The following is a 15,819-nucleotide window of genomic DNA, read 5'->3' as shown; positions in this document are numbered from 1 at the left end:
CTGCGAAAATGAAAAACATAATAAAGTTAGCGTATGTCGTACTCTGTACATTAGTCGTTTCATGCAGTAGTTTCCTAGATGAGAAACCGCAATCGGATTTTATGCAGGAAGGTACCGGAACGGAAGATCAGGAGTCTAAATATGGAAGTCTGGCAGATGCACAGGCCGAGTTGCAGGGTGCGTATGAGAGTTTTAAAGCAGATATATTCCAGTCGGAAAATTATACTATTGGAGATGTGCAGTCCGATAATTGTTATATCGGCGGAGATGGTGTGGCCGAACAGGAGTTTGATTTGTTGAAACTGACCTCTACCAATTATAAAGTAGAACTGGTCTGGTCACAGTATTATTCGATGGCGGGCACTGCAACCAGTGTGATTGAAAATACGAAGATGATGGATCCTACTTCTACCGTAGCAGAAGAACGTAATCGTGTTATTGCAGAAGCCAAGTTCTTGCGGGCATGGGCGTATTTTGATATTGTCCGTTTATGGGGTGATGCCCCGATGGTGCTGGATTTGATTCCGACCATTACAGCCGAAAACCTCGATAAATGGTATCCGGTGATGTATCCGGAACGTTCTGCCACAGATAAAATATATGACCAGATCCTGGACGACCTGAATGAAGAAAATACCATTCGTTACCTGGTAAGCAAGAATAAAGGAATTTTCCAGGCAACCAAGGGAGCAGCCTATGCTTTACGTGCCAAAGTGTTAGCAACGAGAGGGGAGAAATCAACACGCGACTATACCAAAGTGGTTGAGGCTTGTGACAAAGTAATAGCAGAAGGCTATACGCTGGTCAGCAATTTTGACGAGTTGTGGCAACCCGATAAGAAATTTTCTTCAGAAAGCATCTTTGAAGTCTATTACACCTCCGATGCACCCAACTGGGCTTACTGGGTATTGCTGAAAGAAGATGACGGATCAGTAACCTGGCGACGTTATTGTACACCTACTCATGATCTGGTTGCTAAATTTGACAAAGAGAAAGATACCCGTTATGCATCCAGTATTCTTTGGAAATCAGTGCCTTATGATACCTATTGGCCGGCAGACAGTTACCCGTTGTCTTATAAGATTCGCGAGAAGACTTCCAATATCATTTTGATGCGGTTGGCAGATATACTGCTGTTGAAAGCCGAAGCACTGGTAGAGTTGGACCGCACCCCGGAAGCCATCCGGATTGTAAACAGCATTAGAGAGCGTGCCGGTTTTGCTCCTTCTTCTTTAGATGAAAATATGGGGCAGGCCAGAGGACGCCTGGCGGTAGAGAACGAACGCCAATTAGAGTTGTATATGGAAGGTCAGCGCTGGTTCGACCTGGTACGCAATAATCGTTTGCTGGAAGTGATGCAGAAGCATAAAGACAAAGACGGCAGATTGCTGTTTGCAGGTTTGCAGGCTTTTCGGCAGTTGTGGCCGATTCCTCAAGGAGAGAAAGATAAGAACACCAATCTGACTCAAAATGAAGGCTATTAATGAAAAGAGGAACGTAAAACTTTAAAAGAAAAAATGATGAAACACAATAATCTGTTTTTATGGCTGCTGGGGCTGACTGTTTGTTGGCTGGCTTCATGCAGCGAAGAAGATGGCCGGGTGACGTATCCATATTCGTGTCCCGAAATATCGGAACTGCAATTCTCAACTACCGATCAGACACCTGCTGCCGATTCTCTTTATTTTTCTGTGAAGATTCACGATCCGCAGACTCCTTTGTCTACGCTGGAAGTGAAATTGATGACAGGTGAAACTTTGGTCAGTTCGCAGTCGATCCGTACGAAAGGCACTGATGTCTCGATTGTTGAAAAAGGGATTTATATCCCGTTTGAAGCCGGACTTGAAGAGAATCAGGAAGCGAAGGTGATTCTGACAGCCATTAATGTGGAAGGTAGTGAAGTCACTCAAACATTTGATTTCCATATAACCCGTCCGCAGATTCCCGAAGTGCTTTATCTTCACTATAACGGTGAGGTGGTAGAAATGAACCGGAGTGAGGACAATCCTTACCTGTACCTTACGGAAGTTTCCGATTCGGAAGAGGGTTATCCGATGGAGCTATCCGGAAAGATCTCAACCACAGTATCATTGGATGATGCAAAACTGATTTGGGGAGCTGCCGAAGCAAGCAATACGGCAGTCCTTATTGAAGCGTCGGGCCCTAGCTTTGCTTTTGATTACCGGGATTGGTTTGTCGAACAAATCACTTTCAATGTGATGACTTTTGAACTGGGAGTAGTCGGCTACCAAAAGAACCTGAAAATTAAAGAAACCGAGTTGATAGCCAGTGAGGGATTTTTCCGTGCACAGATTAGCTTTACGCAGGGGGAAGAGTTCGAAATGAGTGGATTTGAAGATGTGGAACACGCTTACAATCGCGACTTCTTTAGCTATAATCCGAATAATGGCAAGTTTACCTTCTTGCGCAAATCAGGAACCTGGGAGATCTATTATTCTTCTAAGTATAATTATATCTGGGTGGCACGGATGGGTGATACGGCTCCCACTTGCTTCTGGCTGGTAGGACACGGATTTACATGCGCACCCGTCTGGAATGAAGCATATAATAGTGGAGGCTGGAATTTGGAAGACATATCACAGTTAGGATATATTGTGCCAATCGGTGAACAGAAATACCAGACCACCGTGTATTTGAGTAACACTCATGAATGGGAATCCTTCGAAATTGAAATTTACAGCGATTTGCAATGGAATAAAGATAAAGGCATGCTACTGCAAGAGGGTTCATTGTCCGGCGATACGGATGGAATTGAACTATCTGGTTCCAATGGAATAACGAGTGGCGACGGTTTCGTTCCCGGCTATTATCGTCTGACTTTCGACGCCTCGCAGGGAGTAGGCAAAGAAACTTTGCACATCGAACGATTGAGTGATTAATACCTAAAAGAATGATATATAGAAAAACAGGAAAGCCTATGAGAAATATGCTATATATAATATGGGGAAGTCTGTGCCTCCTGCTGGTCATTTCCGGTTGTAAATCGACTGACGGGGCGAAAGCCCCCGTGTCATTGACTTGGAAGATGGGAGCTGTGGAAGTACAGCCCGGTTACTATGAGAATTCATTTGTCCTGAAGAACATCTCAGATGTTCCTTTAGAAAAGGATTGGATCATCTATTATTCGCAGCTGCCTCGTGAGATTCTGCAGGAAGAGTCTGCTCCGGTCAAAGTGGAAGTGGTGAATGCGAACTTCTTCCGGATGTATCCGGCAGAAAATTTTCAACCACTGGCTCCGGGAGATTCGTTGACCGTCAAATTCTGTTGTACCAACGGATTGAAAAAAATGTCACATGCTCCCGAAGGCACTTACTGGGTGAGTCAGTCAGGCAGTAAGCAAGGTATTCCCTTGCCTGTCGGACTGACCATACAGCCGCTGAAAGGAATGGAGACAGAAGACTGGTATCCCGCACCTGATAAGATATATGCTTCGAATTTGGCGTTGGAGACTACAGCCCAGTTGCAGCAAACTGATATTTTTCCGTCAGTGAAAGAAGCGGTGCCGGCTACCGGCAAAGAGGGTTTTGCTATAGAAAATAAAGTAAAACTGACTTTCCATCCCGATTTTGCCAACGAAGCTGAATTACTGAAAGAAAAGCTGGCAACCATCCATGGCCTGGAAGTTGTATCCGAAGCACCGGTAACAGTTCATCTGGATTATTTGCCGGAACGGGAAACAGCAGTGAACGGCGAATATTATCGGATTGATACGGGAAACGGGCTGATAAATATTTCAGCTTCCACTTCACATGGCATTTTCAATGGGACGCAAACCTTGCTCTCCCTGTTGAAAGGTCAGGAAAAGCCGTTTCGTTTGGAAGCTCTCTCCATCCGCGATTATCCCGACTTGCCGTATCGCGGGCAAATGCTCGATATTGCCAGGAACTTTACGACTGTTGAACATCTGAAAAAGCTGGTAGATGTAATATCTTCTTATAAACTGAACGTACTGCATTTCCATTTTTCGGATGATGAAGGCTGGCGTCTGGAGATTCCCGGCTTGGAAGAATTGACCTCGGTTGGCGCACGCCGGGGACATACCACGGATGAACTGGAATGTTTATATCCGGGCTACGATGGCAACTATGATCCGTCTGCAGCTACCTCCGGCAACGGATATTACACCCGTGAAGAATTTATCGATTTATTGCGTTATGCAGCTCAAAGACATGTGCGTGTGATTCCGGAGATTGAGTCTCCGGGACATGCCCGTGCGGCAATCGTGTCCATGAAAGCGCGCTATCATAAGTATGTGAATACTGCCCCTGAAAAGGCCAACGAATATTTATTAAGTGACGCACAGGACACTTCCCGTTATGTTTCCGCGCAGTCTTATACGGATAATGTCATGAATGTAGCATTGCCTTCTACATACCGGTTTATGGAAAAAGTGATTCGTGAGTTGATAGCCATGTATGAGGAAGCGGAGGTACCTTTGACTACGATTCATTTAGGTGGCGATGAAGTACCCGAAGGAGCCTGGATGGGTTCTCCTGTCTGCCGGACGTTTATGGATGAAAACGGGATGACAAGTGCCCACGAACTGTCTGAATACTATATTACGAAGATGGCAGACTATCTGCAACAACATCATTTGCAATTCAGCGGCTGGCAGGAAGTAGCGTTGGGACATCCGGAAGCAACCGATCGGCATTTGAACCAACTTGCAGCAGGAGTGTATTGCTGGAATACGGTTCCTGAATGGGAAGCGGATGAAATACCTTACCAGATAGCCAACAAAGGATATCCGGTGATTCTCTGCAACGTGAACAATTTTTATCTGGATTTGGCCTATGACGCTCATCCCGACGAAAGAGGTCTCTCGTGGGCGGGATATGTTGACGAGTCCAAAGGTTTCTCCATGCTTCCATATAGCATTTATCGTTCTTCGCGTACCGATATGGCAGGCAATCCGGTCGATCCGGACATCGCAGGAAAGGGAAAAACGACTTTGACCGCTTCCGGAAAGGAACATATCCAGGGAGTGCAGGCACAATTATTTGCTGAAACCATCCGTGATTTTGAATGGGTGGAATATTACACCTTCCCCAAAATCCTCGGATTGGTGGAACGCGGTTGGAACGCTTTTCCCGCCTGGAGCACTTTAACAGGAGAGAAAGAACGTCAGGCTTTCAATAAAGAACTGGGCCTGTTCTACTCCAAAGTGAGTGAGAAAGAAATGCCTCACTGGGCGTCCCGAAGTATCAATTTCCGTTTACCTCATCCCGGACTTTGCATCAAAGAAGGGCAACTCCATGCCAGTACCCCTATCCGGGGAGGTGAAATACGCTATACGACCGATGGCACGGAACCGACCCTTCGTTCGGAACTTTGGAAAGCTCCCGTAGCCTGTGATGCTTCCGTTGTGAAAGCGAAACTGTTTTATTTAAATAAAGAGAGTGTAACAAGCACTCTCAAAGTAGATTAATCCACAAAAGTAGATAAGTTATGAACTATGATAAGATAAAAAGAACCGGAATATTATTCTTGTTGGGAATAGGTGCGATCACATCGTTGTCGTGCAATGATAATGATAACGCGAACTACCCGGAGCGAGTGCCCACCCGCCTGTCGGTGATGCCTTTGCCGGAAAGAGTCGATTATAAAGAATCGGTTGTCTCTCTCCCGCAGAATGTAACAGTCAGCCAGAACATTCCGGCTTCCACGTCGCAACTGTTGAAATCCACCCTGGAAGAGAAACTTTCTCTTTCCGTCAGTGATGCCTCCAACGATCGTGCCTTTATCCGTGTGAAACAGGAATCGGATTTGGCAAAAGAGGCTTACCGGCTCACCGTTACCAAAGAGGGAGCCTGCGTTTATTATTCAACGGAAACCGGACTTCTCTGGGGAATCCAGACATTGAGACAAGCGCTCGAACAAGCAAATTTCTTCACTTCCGGAAGTGCTAAATATCTTCCGATGGTCGATATAAAAGATGCTCCCAAATATGATTGGCGCGGATTTCATATCGATGTAGTCCGCCACATGTTTACGGTTGATTATCTGAAAAAGGTGATAGACTGTTTGTCTTTCTACAAGATAAACAAGCTTCACTTGCATCTGACGGACGATCAGGGTTGGCGCATTGAAGTGAAAAAATATCCGTTGCTGACGCAGGAAGGCAGCTGGCGCGACTTTGACGAATATGACAAGAGATGCGTAGAACTTTCCCAACAGGATTATAACTATGAGATAGATCCCCGTTTCGTGAGAAACGGTTCTCAATATGGTGGTCATTATACGCAGGAAGAGATGAAAGGTTTGGTAAGTTATGCGTTGGAAAGAGGGATCGATATTGTACCCGAAATTGACATGCCAGGTCATTTCTCGGCGGCTATCAAAGTCTATCCCGAGTTGTCGTGCACGGGAGAAGCCGGATGGGGAGAAGAATTCTCTTATCCTATCTGTCCCTCGCGTCCGGAGAACTATCAGTTCGTGCAGTCCATCATTGATGAGATGGTCGAGATTTTCCCTTCGGAATATTTCCATATCGGAGCAGATGAAGTGGAGAAAGATAACTGGGAACAGTGTGAAGTTTGTCAGCGATTGATGCAGCAGGAAGGTTATCAGAAAGTGGATGAACTGCAAAACCGTTTTGTGAAGATTATGACGAACTATGTGAAGGGTAAAGGCAAGAAAGTGATGGGATGGGACGATGCTTTTCTTGAAAAAGAGCCACAGGATTTGATTTATACTTATTGGCGAGACTGGCTGCCCGATCAGCCGGGAAAGATTACCCAGAAAGGTTATCCGATTATATTCATGGAATGGTCCCGTTTCTATTTGAGTGCAACGCCTTCAGACGAAGGATTAAGCTCTTTGTATAACTTCGAGTTCGAACCCCAGTTTCCCGGCATCGTGAAGCAAAATGTATTAGGCTTCCAGGCTTGTGTATGGACGGAGATGATTCCTAATGAACGGAAGTTTGGCCAGCACGTGTTTCCCTCTCTTCAAGCATTTTCGGAGTTGGCGTGGGGAAGTAGCCGTAACTGGATTGATTTTACCAATCGCCTGAAATGGCATGTTAAATGGTTGAATGCGAATGGATTCTATTTCACCAAACCGGGATTTCTTTAATCCCGGTACACTAAGAACAATATGAAATCAGAACGTTTACTTTCATTAGATATACTCCGGGGAATCACCATTGTCGGAATGATTTTGGTGAACAACCCCGGAACATGGGAATCCATTTACGCACCCTTGCGACATGCCGAATGGAACGGACTGACTCCGACTGATTTGGTCTTCCCGTTCTTCATGTTTATAATGGGCGTTTCCATGAGTTTTGCCTTATCCCGGTTCGATCATCATTTCAGTCGCGGTTTTATCATCAAACTGGTACGGCGCACGGTGATCTTGTTTTTGTTGGGACTTTTTCTTTCCTGGTTCTCGTTGGTGTGCACAGGAGTAGAACAACCTTTCTCGCACATACGTATTCTGGGAGTGTTGCAGCGGTTGGCATTGGCTTATTTCTTTGGTTCCTTGCTGATTGTGGGTGTCCGGCGTCCGGCAAATCTGGCATGGATCTCCGGGATCATTCTGGCAGGTTATTCCATCTTGCTGGCTTTGGGACACGGATTTGAACTTTCCGAACAGAATATTATTGCCGTTACAGATCGCACACTATTCGGAGAAGCCCATTTGTATCGGGAGTGGTTGCCGGATGGCGGGCGTATCTTTTTCGACCCGGAAGGCCTGTTGAGTACCTTGCCGTGCATTGCGCAAGTGATTATCGGTTATTTCTGCGGAAATATTTTGCGGGAGAAGACTGAAATCCATCACCGGCTGTTGCAGATCTCCATACTGGGTATTGCTCTTTTGTTTGCAGGATGGTTGTTGAGTTACGGCTGCCCGTTGAATAAGAAAGTATGGAGTCCGACTTTTGTGCTGGTGACTTGTGGTTTTGCTTCCTTGTTGCTTGTGTTTCTCACCTGGCTGATTGATATTCGTAAAAAGCAGAAATGGGGATATCCTTTCCATGTTTTTGGTACGAATCCATTGTTTATTTATATAGTGGCCGGTGTGTTAGCTACTTTGCTGGAGGTAATTACAGTTGGGGAGAGTAGCTTGCAGGAGAAGATTTACACTTCCATTTGGAGCGTTCTTCCCGATGCTCATCTGGCCTCTCTGATTTACGGCCTTCTGTTTATCGGATTCAATTATCTGATTGTATGGGGGCTGTACAAAAAGCAACTATTTATAAAGATATAGAAGGTAAGTGACTAGTTAGAAAAAGGTAGAGTTTATGCCGGATAGCTACGGCAGTTTGTTTTCGTAGCCGGATGGCATAAACTCTATTGATTATCAGTTCAATAAATATACAGGTAAACAGTCTTCCTATTTTTCTTTCTCCGACGGCGTGTGTGTTGTCCGCCAGAACGTATTTTTCACCTCCCTTGCCACATCTTTCCAGCTTGGTATATTTTTTAGTGAGCGTCGAGCCGGGAAATCGTAAAGCAATAACAATAGGAAGAGGAAAATGCAGGCATAAGCCACCCAGCCGTAAATCTGCTTGATGCTTATCTCCATCATCTGACTGATAAACTCTTCCATATAGTGACCCAGATTGAACGGACTACTGCTGAAAGCTACATGATCGATGGCTGAACCGTAACGGGCCAGATTGTCGGGAACATAATACGCCAATCCCTGTGCATAGACTGCGGCTCCCACTACGCCGCCTACTACCATGTGCAGCATATTGAACACACTTAATCCCTGGAAGAAATGCTGGAAAGTCATGATTTCCTCCAGACACACCATAAAAGTAGCACTCAATATGGCATAAGCGAAGCCCCGACATACGGTCGGCAGGTAAAGCTGTGAAATATGGATGTCGGTGGATAAAGTTAGGTAGAAACCGATCAGGTAACCGATCAACCCGATAAAGCCGACAATGACCAGGCGTACATAATTATACTGCTTGACGTGCATCCACCAATACGAAAACACACAACCGCATACGATACCGACAATGGCAAGCCAATCGAGTTGGGAACTGACCAGTTCTTCATATTTCATTACTTCCTCGTAAAAGACTTCCTCCAGCACGTGCTCCGTGGCGAGGAACGCTTCCACTAAAGTGACTAATCCCAATAAAGGCAAAAAATGGCGGTACGTCCACATCTTTGGTTCGAGAAATGGGTGTCGAATGGTCATCATGCGCCAAATACAAATTCCTAAAGTGATGAAAATCACGATGGTCAGTTGGCGGATGACCGGGCTGTTCCACCAGTCGTACCAGTCTCCGTAGTTGAAGAGGAAGGCGATTTCCGCTAATAAGGCAGCCCATAGTATCCCGCCCAGCCAGTCGATACCAAACAGAGGAAATTTGCGCATGAACCGGAAATGCTTCACACAAGTGAACTGTATCAATAAGACAATCAGCATCAGACCGGCAACGAACAGGTTCATGTATGTCCAGTGATAATGATACATCAAACGGGTCGTAATCAGGTCGGATAGCTGGATGCTTCCCAAAATAACAATATGAAGCCAGGGAAAGAAAACGGTGAAATCCCGTTTAGGAGTCATCCACAGCTGAATGTTTGACATACACTCGAAAGTTCCCTGTATTTTGCACATACCTTCGATGAAGCAGACCAACCACAATAGAGGGAGAAAGGTGATATGCGGTGCTATCAGGTTGCAGAGTAATACTCCCAGTGCGGCCGATGTAAGCAGGGTTTTATTGGTAAAACGAAACTTCATGCGGAACAGTAACGGAAAGTAGATCGCCATACCGGCCAGGTTGGCATACATGCACATTAAAATATCCTCCCGCATCAGTGACATGCTGCCGATCATCTGATTCAATGCACCCAAATAGACACCTCCCGAAAGTTGGAAGGTGACGGCTATGAAAAGATAAATCCACGGTTGCATTTTCCGCGGCACGAAGCTGCGGAACATCGGCAAAACAAAAGGACCGTTCAGAACAGGAGCACTCATAAGAATTAAAGATTAGAAATTAAAAATTAAAGCAATTGATAATTAAAACAATGATTAAAACGATAAAGGGTTAAAGCGGTTAATATTTCACTTCACATTCCACGTTAAAACCGGCACGCATGCGTTTCAAATCTTCTGGTTTGTTTCCTTTCAGACTGATACGTACGGGAATACGTTGCTCCACTTTCACGAAGTTTCCGGTGGCGTTGTCTTGCGGAATCATTGAGAAGGCGGCTCCTGTTGCATCGGAGATGGACTCTACTACTCCTTTGAATGTGACGTTCGGCACGGCGTCTGCGGTTATTTCCACTTCTGCACCTTCTTTGATATTCGGAAGCTGGGTTTCGCGGTAATTGGCGATTACCCACAAATCACTGCTGTCTACGATATCAACCATAGTCTGTCCCGGTTGCACCAGTTGCCCTTCCAGGATTTCTTTCTTTCCTGTCGTGCCGTCACACGGAGCAATGATGACTGTATAAGAGAGATTCAGACGGGCAAGTTCCAACGCAGCTTCTGCCAGGCGGACACCTGCTTCATTCTGTCCCAGGCGATGAGTCTGCTCACTTTTCACTAAAGAAGTAGACATTTTAGCCCGTGACACCTGTTCATAACGGGCTTTGGCAGCTTCGTATGCTGTATGTACGTTGTCATATTGCTGTTTCGTCACTGCGTCTTCCTGCAACAGTTTCTCAAAACGGTTCAGTTCACGTTTGGCATTTTCCATCTGTACACGTACTTCTTCAATACTTGCGTCGCTCACACTTAAATTGTTTTGCGTAGTGGCGATACCGATGGTAGTGGCCTGGCGTCCTGCGGTGGCATTCGCCAAATCTGCTTCTGCCTGTGCCACACGGAGACGGAATTCCGCATCTTCGATGATAAGAAGCGTGTCGCCTTTGCGCACTTGCTGATACTCGTCAAAGTAGATTTTCTTGATGAATCCCGGTACACGGGTATTGATCGGCGTGATATGTTGTTTCACCTGTGCATTATCCGTATATTCGATATTTCCCAAGTGGATAAACCGGGAACAAACATAAGTGACACCACCGATAAGTAAACAGATAATTACAATGTTGTATATTATCTTCTGGGTTTTTCTAGCTATCATAATCTGTTCTATTTTAAGAGAGATGAGAATTTGATTCTGTTATAAGTTGGATTCTTTTTGATAAGTCATTACTTCTCTGTCAGAGAGTGTGTGTGATATATTTCATTTTATAATAACTGTATATCAAGTTAATACGTGCATTGACCAGACCGAGGTCGGCACTTAGTTTCATATTGCTGGCATCGAGCATATCGGTGAGCAGGGCAAGGTCGTTTTTATAACGGTTGCTGGTTACGTTATAGTTCTGGTCGGCAAGTTCCACGCTTTTCTCCTGTGTACGCAGGTCTGTGAAAGAGGTGAGAAAGTTGACGTAGTTCGCCTGTACACCGTTTTCTATTTGTTCCTGTGCCAGTGAATATTCCTCCTGTGCTCTGCGGACGTTCAGTTTTGCCTGGCGCACTTTCTTGTTGTTTTTAAATAAAGAAGAAAGATTGTATTTGATACCGACCCCCACATACCAGTAATTGAAGTTATTGTCGAGCACCGGGACTTCGATGGTGATAGGACCATCTAAATGTTCACCGGCCACAAGTGCAATTTTCGGAAGCAGTTCCGAGCGTTCCAATTTCACTTTCTGCTCGTTCATTTTCATAGCCAGCTGGGCTTGTTGCAGTCCTACATTGCTTTGACTGGCCATCATTTGCCAGTCGTTTTCGGCTAATGCTGTCACTTCCTCGTTCAGCAAGGTAGAATCGGGAACGATTTCTGTTCCGGCAGGCAGATGTAAGGTAGTTACCAGTTGATGATTCATTATTTTGCGGGTATCCTGCACCTTTGCCAGTTGCAGTTTCAGCGTCTCTTTCTGTAGCTCATAGCGGGTGATGTCATTTTTTAAGGCCGTTCCCTGTGTGCGGCGTGATTCCATGTTGCGGATCACCTGTTCCGTCAAATCCAGATTCTTCTGTAACACTTGCAGCTGGTTATTCAACTTGTATAAATCCAGGTAATAGCCGGTCAGGAGAAAGCGGATTTCCTGACGGTTCTTCTGCCAGTCCAATGCAGCCATTTGCTGACCGAGTTCAGCCAGAGTAATACTGCTGTTGATGGCTCCTCCGGCGTAAATCACTTGTTGCGCTTCCAACGCAAAGTTATTGCCGAAGTGTGGCATAGGGATATTCTGCCCGTTTTTGAAGTCACGGTCCCATATATATCCGTCGCCCAGGTAACTAAATGAGAGTGAGGCACCTATGTCCGGCAAACGTTGTGACTTGGCAGCCTTCAAAGCTTCATCGGCTGCTTCCTTTCCGGTTTTATACGTTTGAATACTCTGACTGTTCTCGTCTGCCAGACGGAACATTTCGTCAATGCCCAACACTCTCCTGTCAAGCGTCTGGGCAAACAGTCCCTGACTGCATAGCACGGCACATAGCGGCACTATGAGCCATCTTTTTTTGCTCATAAAGTGAAAAGAAATTTAATTAATAGTAGAATTTTGAATTTTCTTCACCACGGAATAATACAGAGTAACACAGAGTTTTTTCTTTTGAAATATGTCAGTTGACACAAGTTAATGAAGATTATTTGAACGCTGTGTCCTCTGGTGTTCTCTGTAGTGAAAATAGGAGGGTTATCAAATCTGCGCTGCTACACCCCAACCGTGAAAGTCATGCATTTTGTTCTTGTAACGAATGGCGATTTGATAATATCTTAGTTTCATCTTGATACCTATTTTTCTATTTTTGGTTTGCAAAATTATGAAAAAAAACAAGTAAGTTGTAACCCTATATAGGCTCAAATATAATGTTTTTTAACGAATGGCAGCTAGCATATCAAATAGGAGAAAGAATAGAAAGAAGTACAACCACTCCTGAAGTAAAGATGCGATATAATATGTACCGTAAGGTGAAGCTATACGACTAAATAAGAAAAATTGTTCTGAAAAGCTCCTTTTTTGTTCTGATTAAGCCTATAAGTAAATAAAAGAAAACCTATACCTTTGCAGTCGAATTTTAATCAATAGTTTATGACTGCAATAATAAATAAGGAGAACTCAAAGGTATTTTTGCTGATTTTGCTCGGTATGTTGTCAGCGTTCGGACCTTTTGTGACGGATATGTATTTGCCTAGTCTGCCAGCCATGGCAGACTATTTTTCTACCCACTCGTCGATGGTGCAATTGGGACTTACCACCAGTATGATAGGTCTGGCATTGGGACAAATTTTTTTCGGACCATTGAGTGATAAATACGGCAGGCGTCCGTTGTTGCTCGTCTCGATGATACTGTTCATCGTGTCTACCGTATTCTGTCTTTTTGCACCGGACATTTATTCGTTTATCACCTTGAGGTTGATACAGGGAATCGGAGGGGCAGGCGGTATTGTCATATCCCGTTCAGTGGCTACGGATAAGTTTTCGGGGAAGGAACTGGCCAAGATGCTGGCCGTGATCGGCGCGATTAATGGAGTGGCTCCCGTGGCAGCTCCGGTAGTCGGAGGGTTGGTGACCGGGACGATCGGATGGAAAGGGATTTTTGTGATATTGCTGTTTATTGGCGTACTGCTGTGGATAGGCTGCATCCGTTTTAAAGAATCACTTCCCGTAGAGAAACGCTCGAAGACGGGAATCGTTTCTACTTTCCGTAACTTCGGTGCAATCGTTCATAACCCCCGTTACATGCTCTATGTTCTGCAACTGGCGTTTGCACAAGGCATCCTCTTTGCTTACATAGCTTCCTCACCTTTTATTGTGCAACAACATTACGGATTTTCCCCCTTTGCATTTAGTATCTGCTTCGCGGTGAATGCGGTAGCTATCGGGGTGGCAGCAGCTATCTCCGTGAAATTCCGCCAACCTGAAACTGGGACGCTGACCGGATGCATCGGTATGTTGTGCCTGTCCGTCTGTGTGATGATTGCCTTGTATAACGGATGCGGCTTCTGGACCTATGAACTGCTGATGTTTGCATTACTTTTCACAATGGGACTGACCTTTACTTCCTCCACTACCTTGGCGATGGATAGCGAACGCCGTTACGCCGGAGCAGCTTCCGCCCTGTTGGGAGCACTCTGTTTTGCTTCCGGAGGTATTGTTTCTCCGTTGGTCGGCTTGGGAAATATCCTTGTATCTACCGGAGTTACATTTGTGGTCTGCGCCATCTGTTCCCTGCTTTGTGCACTATGGGCGATGAGGAAAGTACCGATGAAAGTAGCAATGTGCCGGATTTTCCGTTAAAGTGAGATTGTTTCAAAAATAAAAGTCATGAGGAAGTTAAAGCTTAAACTCCCTCATGACTTTTATAATTTACTACCAGCATAATTATAATTACTACCAGTATAAACAGACTGAAATAAAACTACAGTTTTATCTCTTCCGTGAATATCTCCCCGAAACGATTCTTAACCACCACCTTGACAGATTTTGCATCTTTGGAAGGCTGTGCACGGAAAAGATGACGTGTGCGATAACCCGTTTTCTTTCCCTTTACCATATTGATATAATCCTGATCCTCATCGTCAAAAGCCTGCATAGCACCTTTCAACACTCCATCCTCATACCAGTTTACCGTATACGTCCAGTCCCAATCCCAGATATTGGCTACTATATAGTCTTTCTGGCTTTCAAACTCTCCCGGTTGGTAAAGCCGGAACTGATAGTCGGGAGAACACCCTGTTGCCTTGTAACGCCATTTCACATCATCACCTTTCACTTGTACCACCAGATAACCGTTCGGTGCTCCGCAACGATTCACGTGTCCTGCCCACCATGCGCCGCAAGCAGCCCCGATATTATGTTCGTAAATGGTAGGAGCGGGCGACTGATTTTCATAAAAGTGCGTGTGTCCGGAGAAAATATGTACTTGGTAAGGCCTCAACAGTTGGAAAAGCGCATTGGCGTTGCGCGCATTTCCACCCGCAGCTACCGTGTTATTAGCTACCGGAGCGTGAACGTTCAGGAACACGATATTTCCTTTGGGCACATAACTTAAATCCTTTCTCAACCAGTCCAAATCTTCCGGCGTGAAGCGTTCCGTGTATTTCTTGTTGCCGTCGTAATCAATATCCTTCATTGCTATCACATGAACTTTACCGATATTGAATGAATAGTTGGCCGGGCCGAATGACTGATAATAATTCTGTTCCCCATAACCATCCGCCGGATGATCCGTCTGCGTTATGGATTTGTAGAGCAGGTTGAAGTCGTGGTTTCCCATCAGTTGGAACATCGTCATTCCTAAGTTGGACACCGCTTGACGGTAAGGAGCGTACAGGTTCATGGCATCCCACACCAGATCCCCCAGTCCCATGCCGACGATTTCGAAGTTCTTTAGTGAGTCGGCAGTCTGTTTCAGGTCGGGCACTGTTTCCGTGCGGAAGCGGTCCAGTTGCTTTTCGTTTCTCACTTGCGGGTCGGAAAGGACGATGTAGACAAATTCATCCACCGGTTTCTGCCGTTTAGTCAATACGAAGTCACATTGGTTCTCGCTTTTCCCGGCATCCAGATATTGATAGAAACCATCGGCTACCCCCTCTTTGGAAGGAAGCTCATACGTTGCCGGAGTAGAGATGTAAACCATTGGATAACGTGTCGGATCAGTGTTCAGAACATAATTTCCTTCTGCATCAGTCGTATTGAAATGTGCCCCGTCTGTCACCACTACACCGCTGATGGGTTTACCTGTATTATCTTTCACACTACCTTTCACCACCGTCTGACCAAAGGCGGCAATAGCGTTCAGCTGGAAAAGCAAAACCGCTGCAAACAGCGTTTTTCTAAAATTGATCTTTTTCAT

General features: G+C 45.3%; 10 protein-coding genes. 6 read left to right on the top strand and 4 right to left on the bottom strand.

Going from position 1 to position 15,819, the window contains the following annotated elements; all coding sequences use genetic code 11:
- Positions 1-8: 8 nt before the first annotated feature.
- The 5 genes from KSX81_RS05835 to KSX81_RS05815 are packed head-to-tail and all read left to right on the top strand — an operon-like array spanning position 9 to position 8,235.
- A complete protein-coding gene (locus KSX81_RS05835) occupies positions 9-1,484 on the top strand; it encodes a RagB/SusD family nutrient uptake outer membrane protein (protein WP_004297680.1) in 1,476 nt (491 codons plus the stop codon).
- 33 nt (positions 1,485-1,517) lie between these two features.
- Positions 1,518-2,900, top strand: coding sequence for a DUF5016 domain-containing protein (locus KSX81_RS05830; RefSeq protein ID WP_004297681.1), 1,383 nt, complete (start codon positions 1,518-1,520; stop codon positions 2,898-2,900).
- A gap of 38 nt (positions 2,901-2,938) precedes the next feature.
- Positions 2,939-5,449 carry a family 20 glycosylhydrolase gene (locus KSX81_RS05825; RefSeq protein WP_004321768.1) on the top strand — a complete coding sequence of 837 codons (2,511 nt, stop codon included), beginning with the start codon at positions 2,939-2,941 and terminating at the stop codon, positions 5,447-5,449.
- Between the two features lie 20 nt (positions 5,450-5,469).
- Complete coding sequence (locus tag KSX81_RS05820; protein ID WP_004296726.1) at positions 5,470-7,098, top strand: beta-N-acetylhexosaminidase; 1,629 nt, start codon at positions 5,470-5,472, stop codon at positions 7,096-7,098.
- 21 nt (positions 7,099-7,119) lie between these two features.
- A complete protein-coding gene (locus KSX81_RS05815) occupies positions 7,120-8,235 on the top strand; it encodes an acyltransferase family protein (protein ID WP_004321766.1) in 1,116 nt (371 codons plus the stop codon).
- Between the two features lie 126 nt (positions 8,236-8,361).
- Here KSX81_RS05815 and KSX81_RS05810 read toward each other — a convergent pair whose 3' ends face one another.
- The 3 genes from KSX81_RS05810 to KSX81_RS05800 form a co-directional block, all read right to left on the bottom strand.
- Positions 8,362-9,975, bottom strand: a complete 1,614-nt coding sequence (locus KSX81_RS05810; RefSeq protein ID WP_217725603.1) for a hypothetical protein — start codon at positions 9,973-9,975, stop codon at positions 8,362-8,364.
- Between the two features lie 79 nt (positions 9,976-10,054).
- Complete coding sequence (locus KSX81_RS05805) at positions 10,055-11,089, bottom strand: HlyD family secretion protein (protein ID WP_004321762.1); 1,035 nt, start codon at positions 11,087-11,089, stop codon at positions 10,055-10,057.
- A gap of 79 nt (positions 11,090-11,168) precedes the next feature.
- Positions 11,169-12,488, bottom strand: a complete 1,320-nt coding sequence (locus KSX81_RS05800) for a TolC family protein (RefSeq protein WP_004306866.1) — start codon at positions 12,486-12,488, stop codon at positions 11,169-11,171.
- A 564-nt stretch (positions 12,489-13,052) separates the two neighbouring features.
- On the opposite strand from KSX81_RS05800, the gene KSX81_RS05795 reads away from it, so the two are divergent.
- Positions 13,053-14,261, top strand: coding sequence for a multidrug effflux MFS transporter (locus tag KSX81_RS05795; RefSeq protein ID WP_004306867.1), 1,209 nt, complete (start codon positions 13,053-13,055; stop codon positions 14,259-14,261).
- Between the two features lie 121 nt (positions 14,262-14,382).
- On the opposite strand, the gene KSX81_RS05790 is transcribed toward KSX81_RS05795, so the two are convergent.
- Entirely contained in the window at positions 14,383-15,819 is a 1,437-nt protein-coding gene (locus tag KSX81_RS05790; protein WP_217725604.1) for a calcineurin-like phosphoesterase C-terminal domain-containing protein, read from the bottom strand.

It is taken from the genome of Bacteroides sp. MSK.18.37 (assembly GCF_019129155.2).
Classification (GTDB): domain Bacteria; phylum Bacteroidota; class Bacteroidia; order Bacteroidales; family Bacteroidaceae; genus Bacteroides; species Bacteroides ovatus.
Note: the sequence above shows the minus strand (reverse complement) of the source record. Positions and strands in the feature narration are given on the sequence as shown.

What these genes read in the sequence shown, in the direction of transcription:
- KSX81_RS05835 (WP_004297680.1), top strand. Translation starts at nt 9, where the DNA reads ATGAAAAACATAATAAAGTTAGCGTATGTCGTACTCTGTACATTAGTC.
- KSX81_RS05830 (WP_004297681.1), top strand. Translation starts at nt 1,518, where the DNA reads ATGATGAAACACAATAATCTGTTTTTATGGCTGCTGGGGCTGACTGTT.
- KSX81_RS05825 (WP_004321768.1), top strand. Translation starts at nt 2,939, where the DNA reads ATGAGAAATATGCTATATATAATATGGGGAAGTCTGTGCCTCCTGCTG.
- KSX81_RS05820 (WP_004296726.1), top strand. Translation starts at nt 5,470, where the DNA reads ATGAACTATGATAAGATAAAAAGAACCGGAATATTATTCTTGTTGGGA.
- KSX81_RS05815 (WP_004321766.1), top strand. Translation starts at nt 7,120, where the DNA reads ATGAAATCAGAACGTTTACTTTCATTAGATATACTCCGGGGAATCACC.
- KSX81_RS05810 (WP_217725603.1), bottom strand. Translation starts at nt 9,975, where the DNA reads ATGAGTGCTCCTGTTCTGAACGGTCCTTTTGTTTTGCCGATGTTCCGC.
- KSX81_RS05805 (WP_004321762.1), bottom strand. Translation starts at nt 11,089, where the DNA reads ATGATAGCTAGAAAAACCCAGAAGATAATATACAACATTGTAATTATC.
- KSX81_RS05800 (WP_004306866.1), bottom strand. Translation starts at nt 12,488, where the DNA reads ATGAGCAAAAAAAGATGGCTCATAGTGCCGCTATGTGCCGTGCTATGC.
- KSX81_RS05795 (WP_004306867.1), top strand. Translation starts at nt 13,053, where the DNA reads ATGACTGCAATAATAAATAAGGAGAACTCAAAGGTATTTTTGCTGATT.
- KSX81_RS05790 (WP_217725604.1), bottom strand. Translation starts at nt 15,819, where the DNA reads ATGAAAAAGATCAATTTTAGAAAAACGCTGTTTGCAGCGGTTTTGCTT.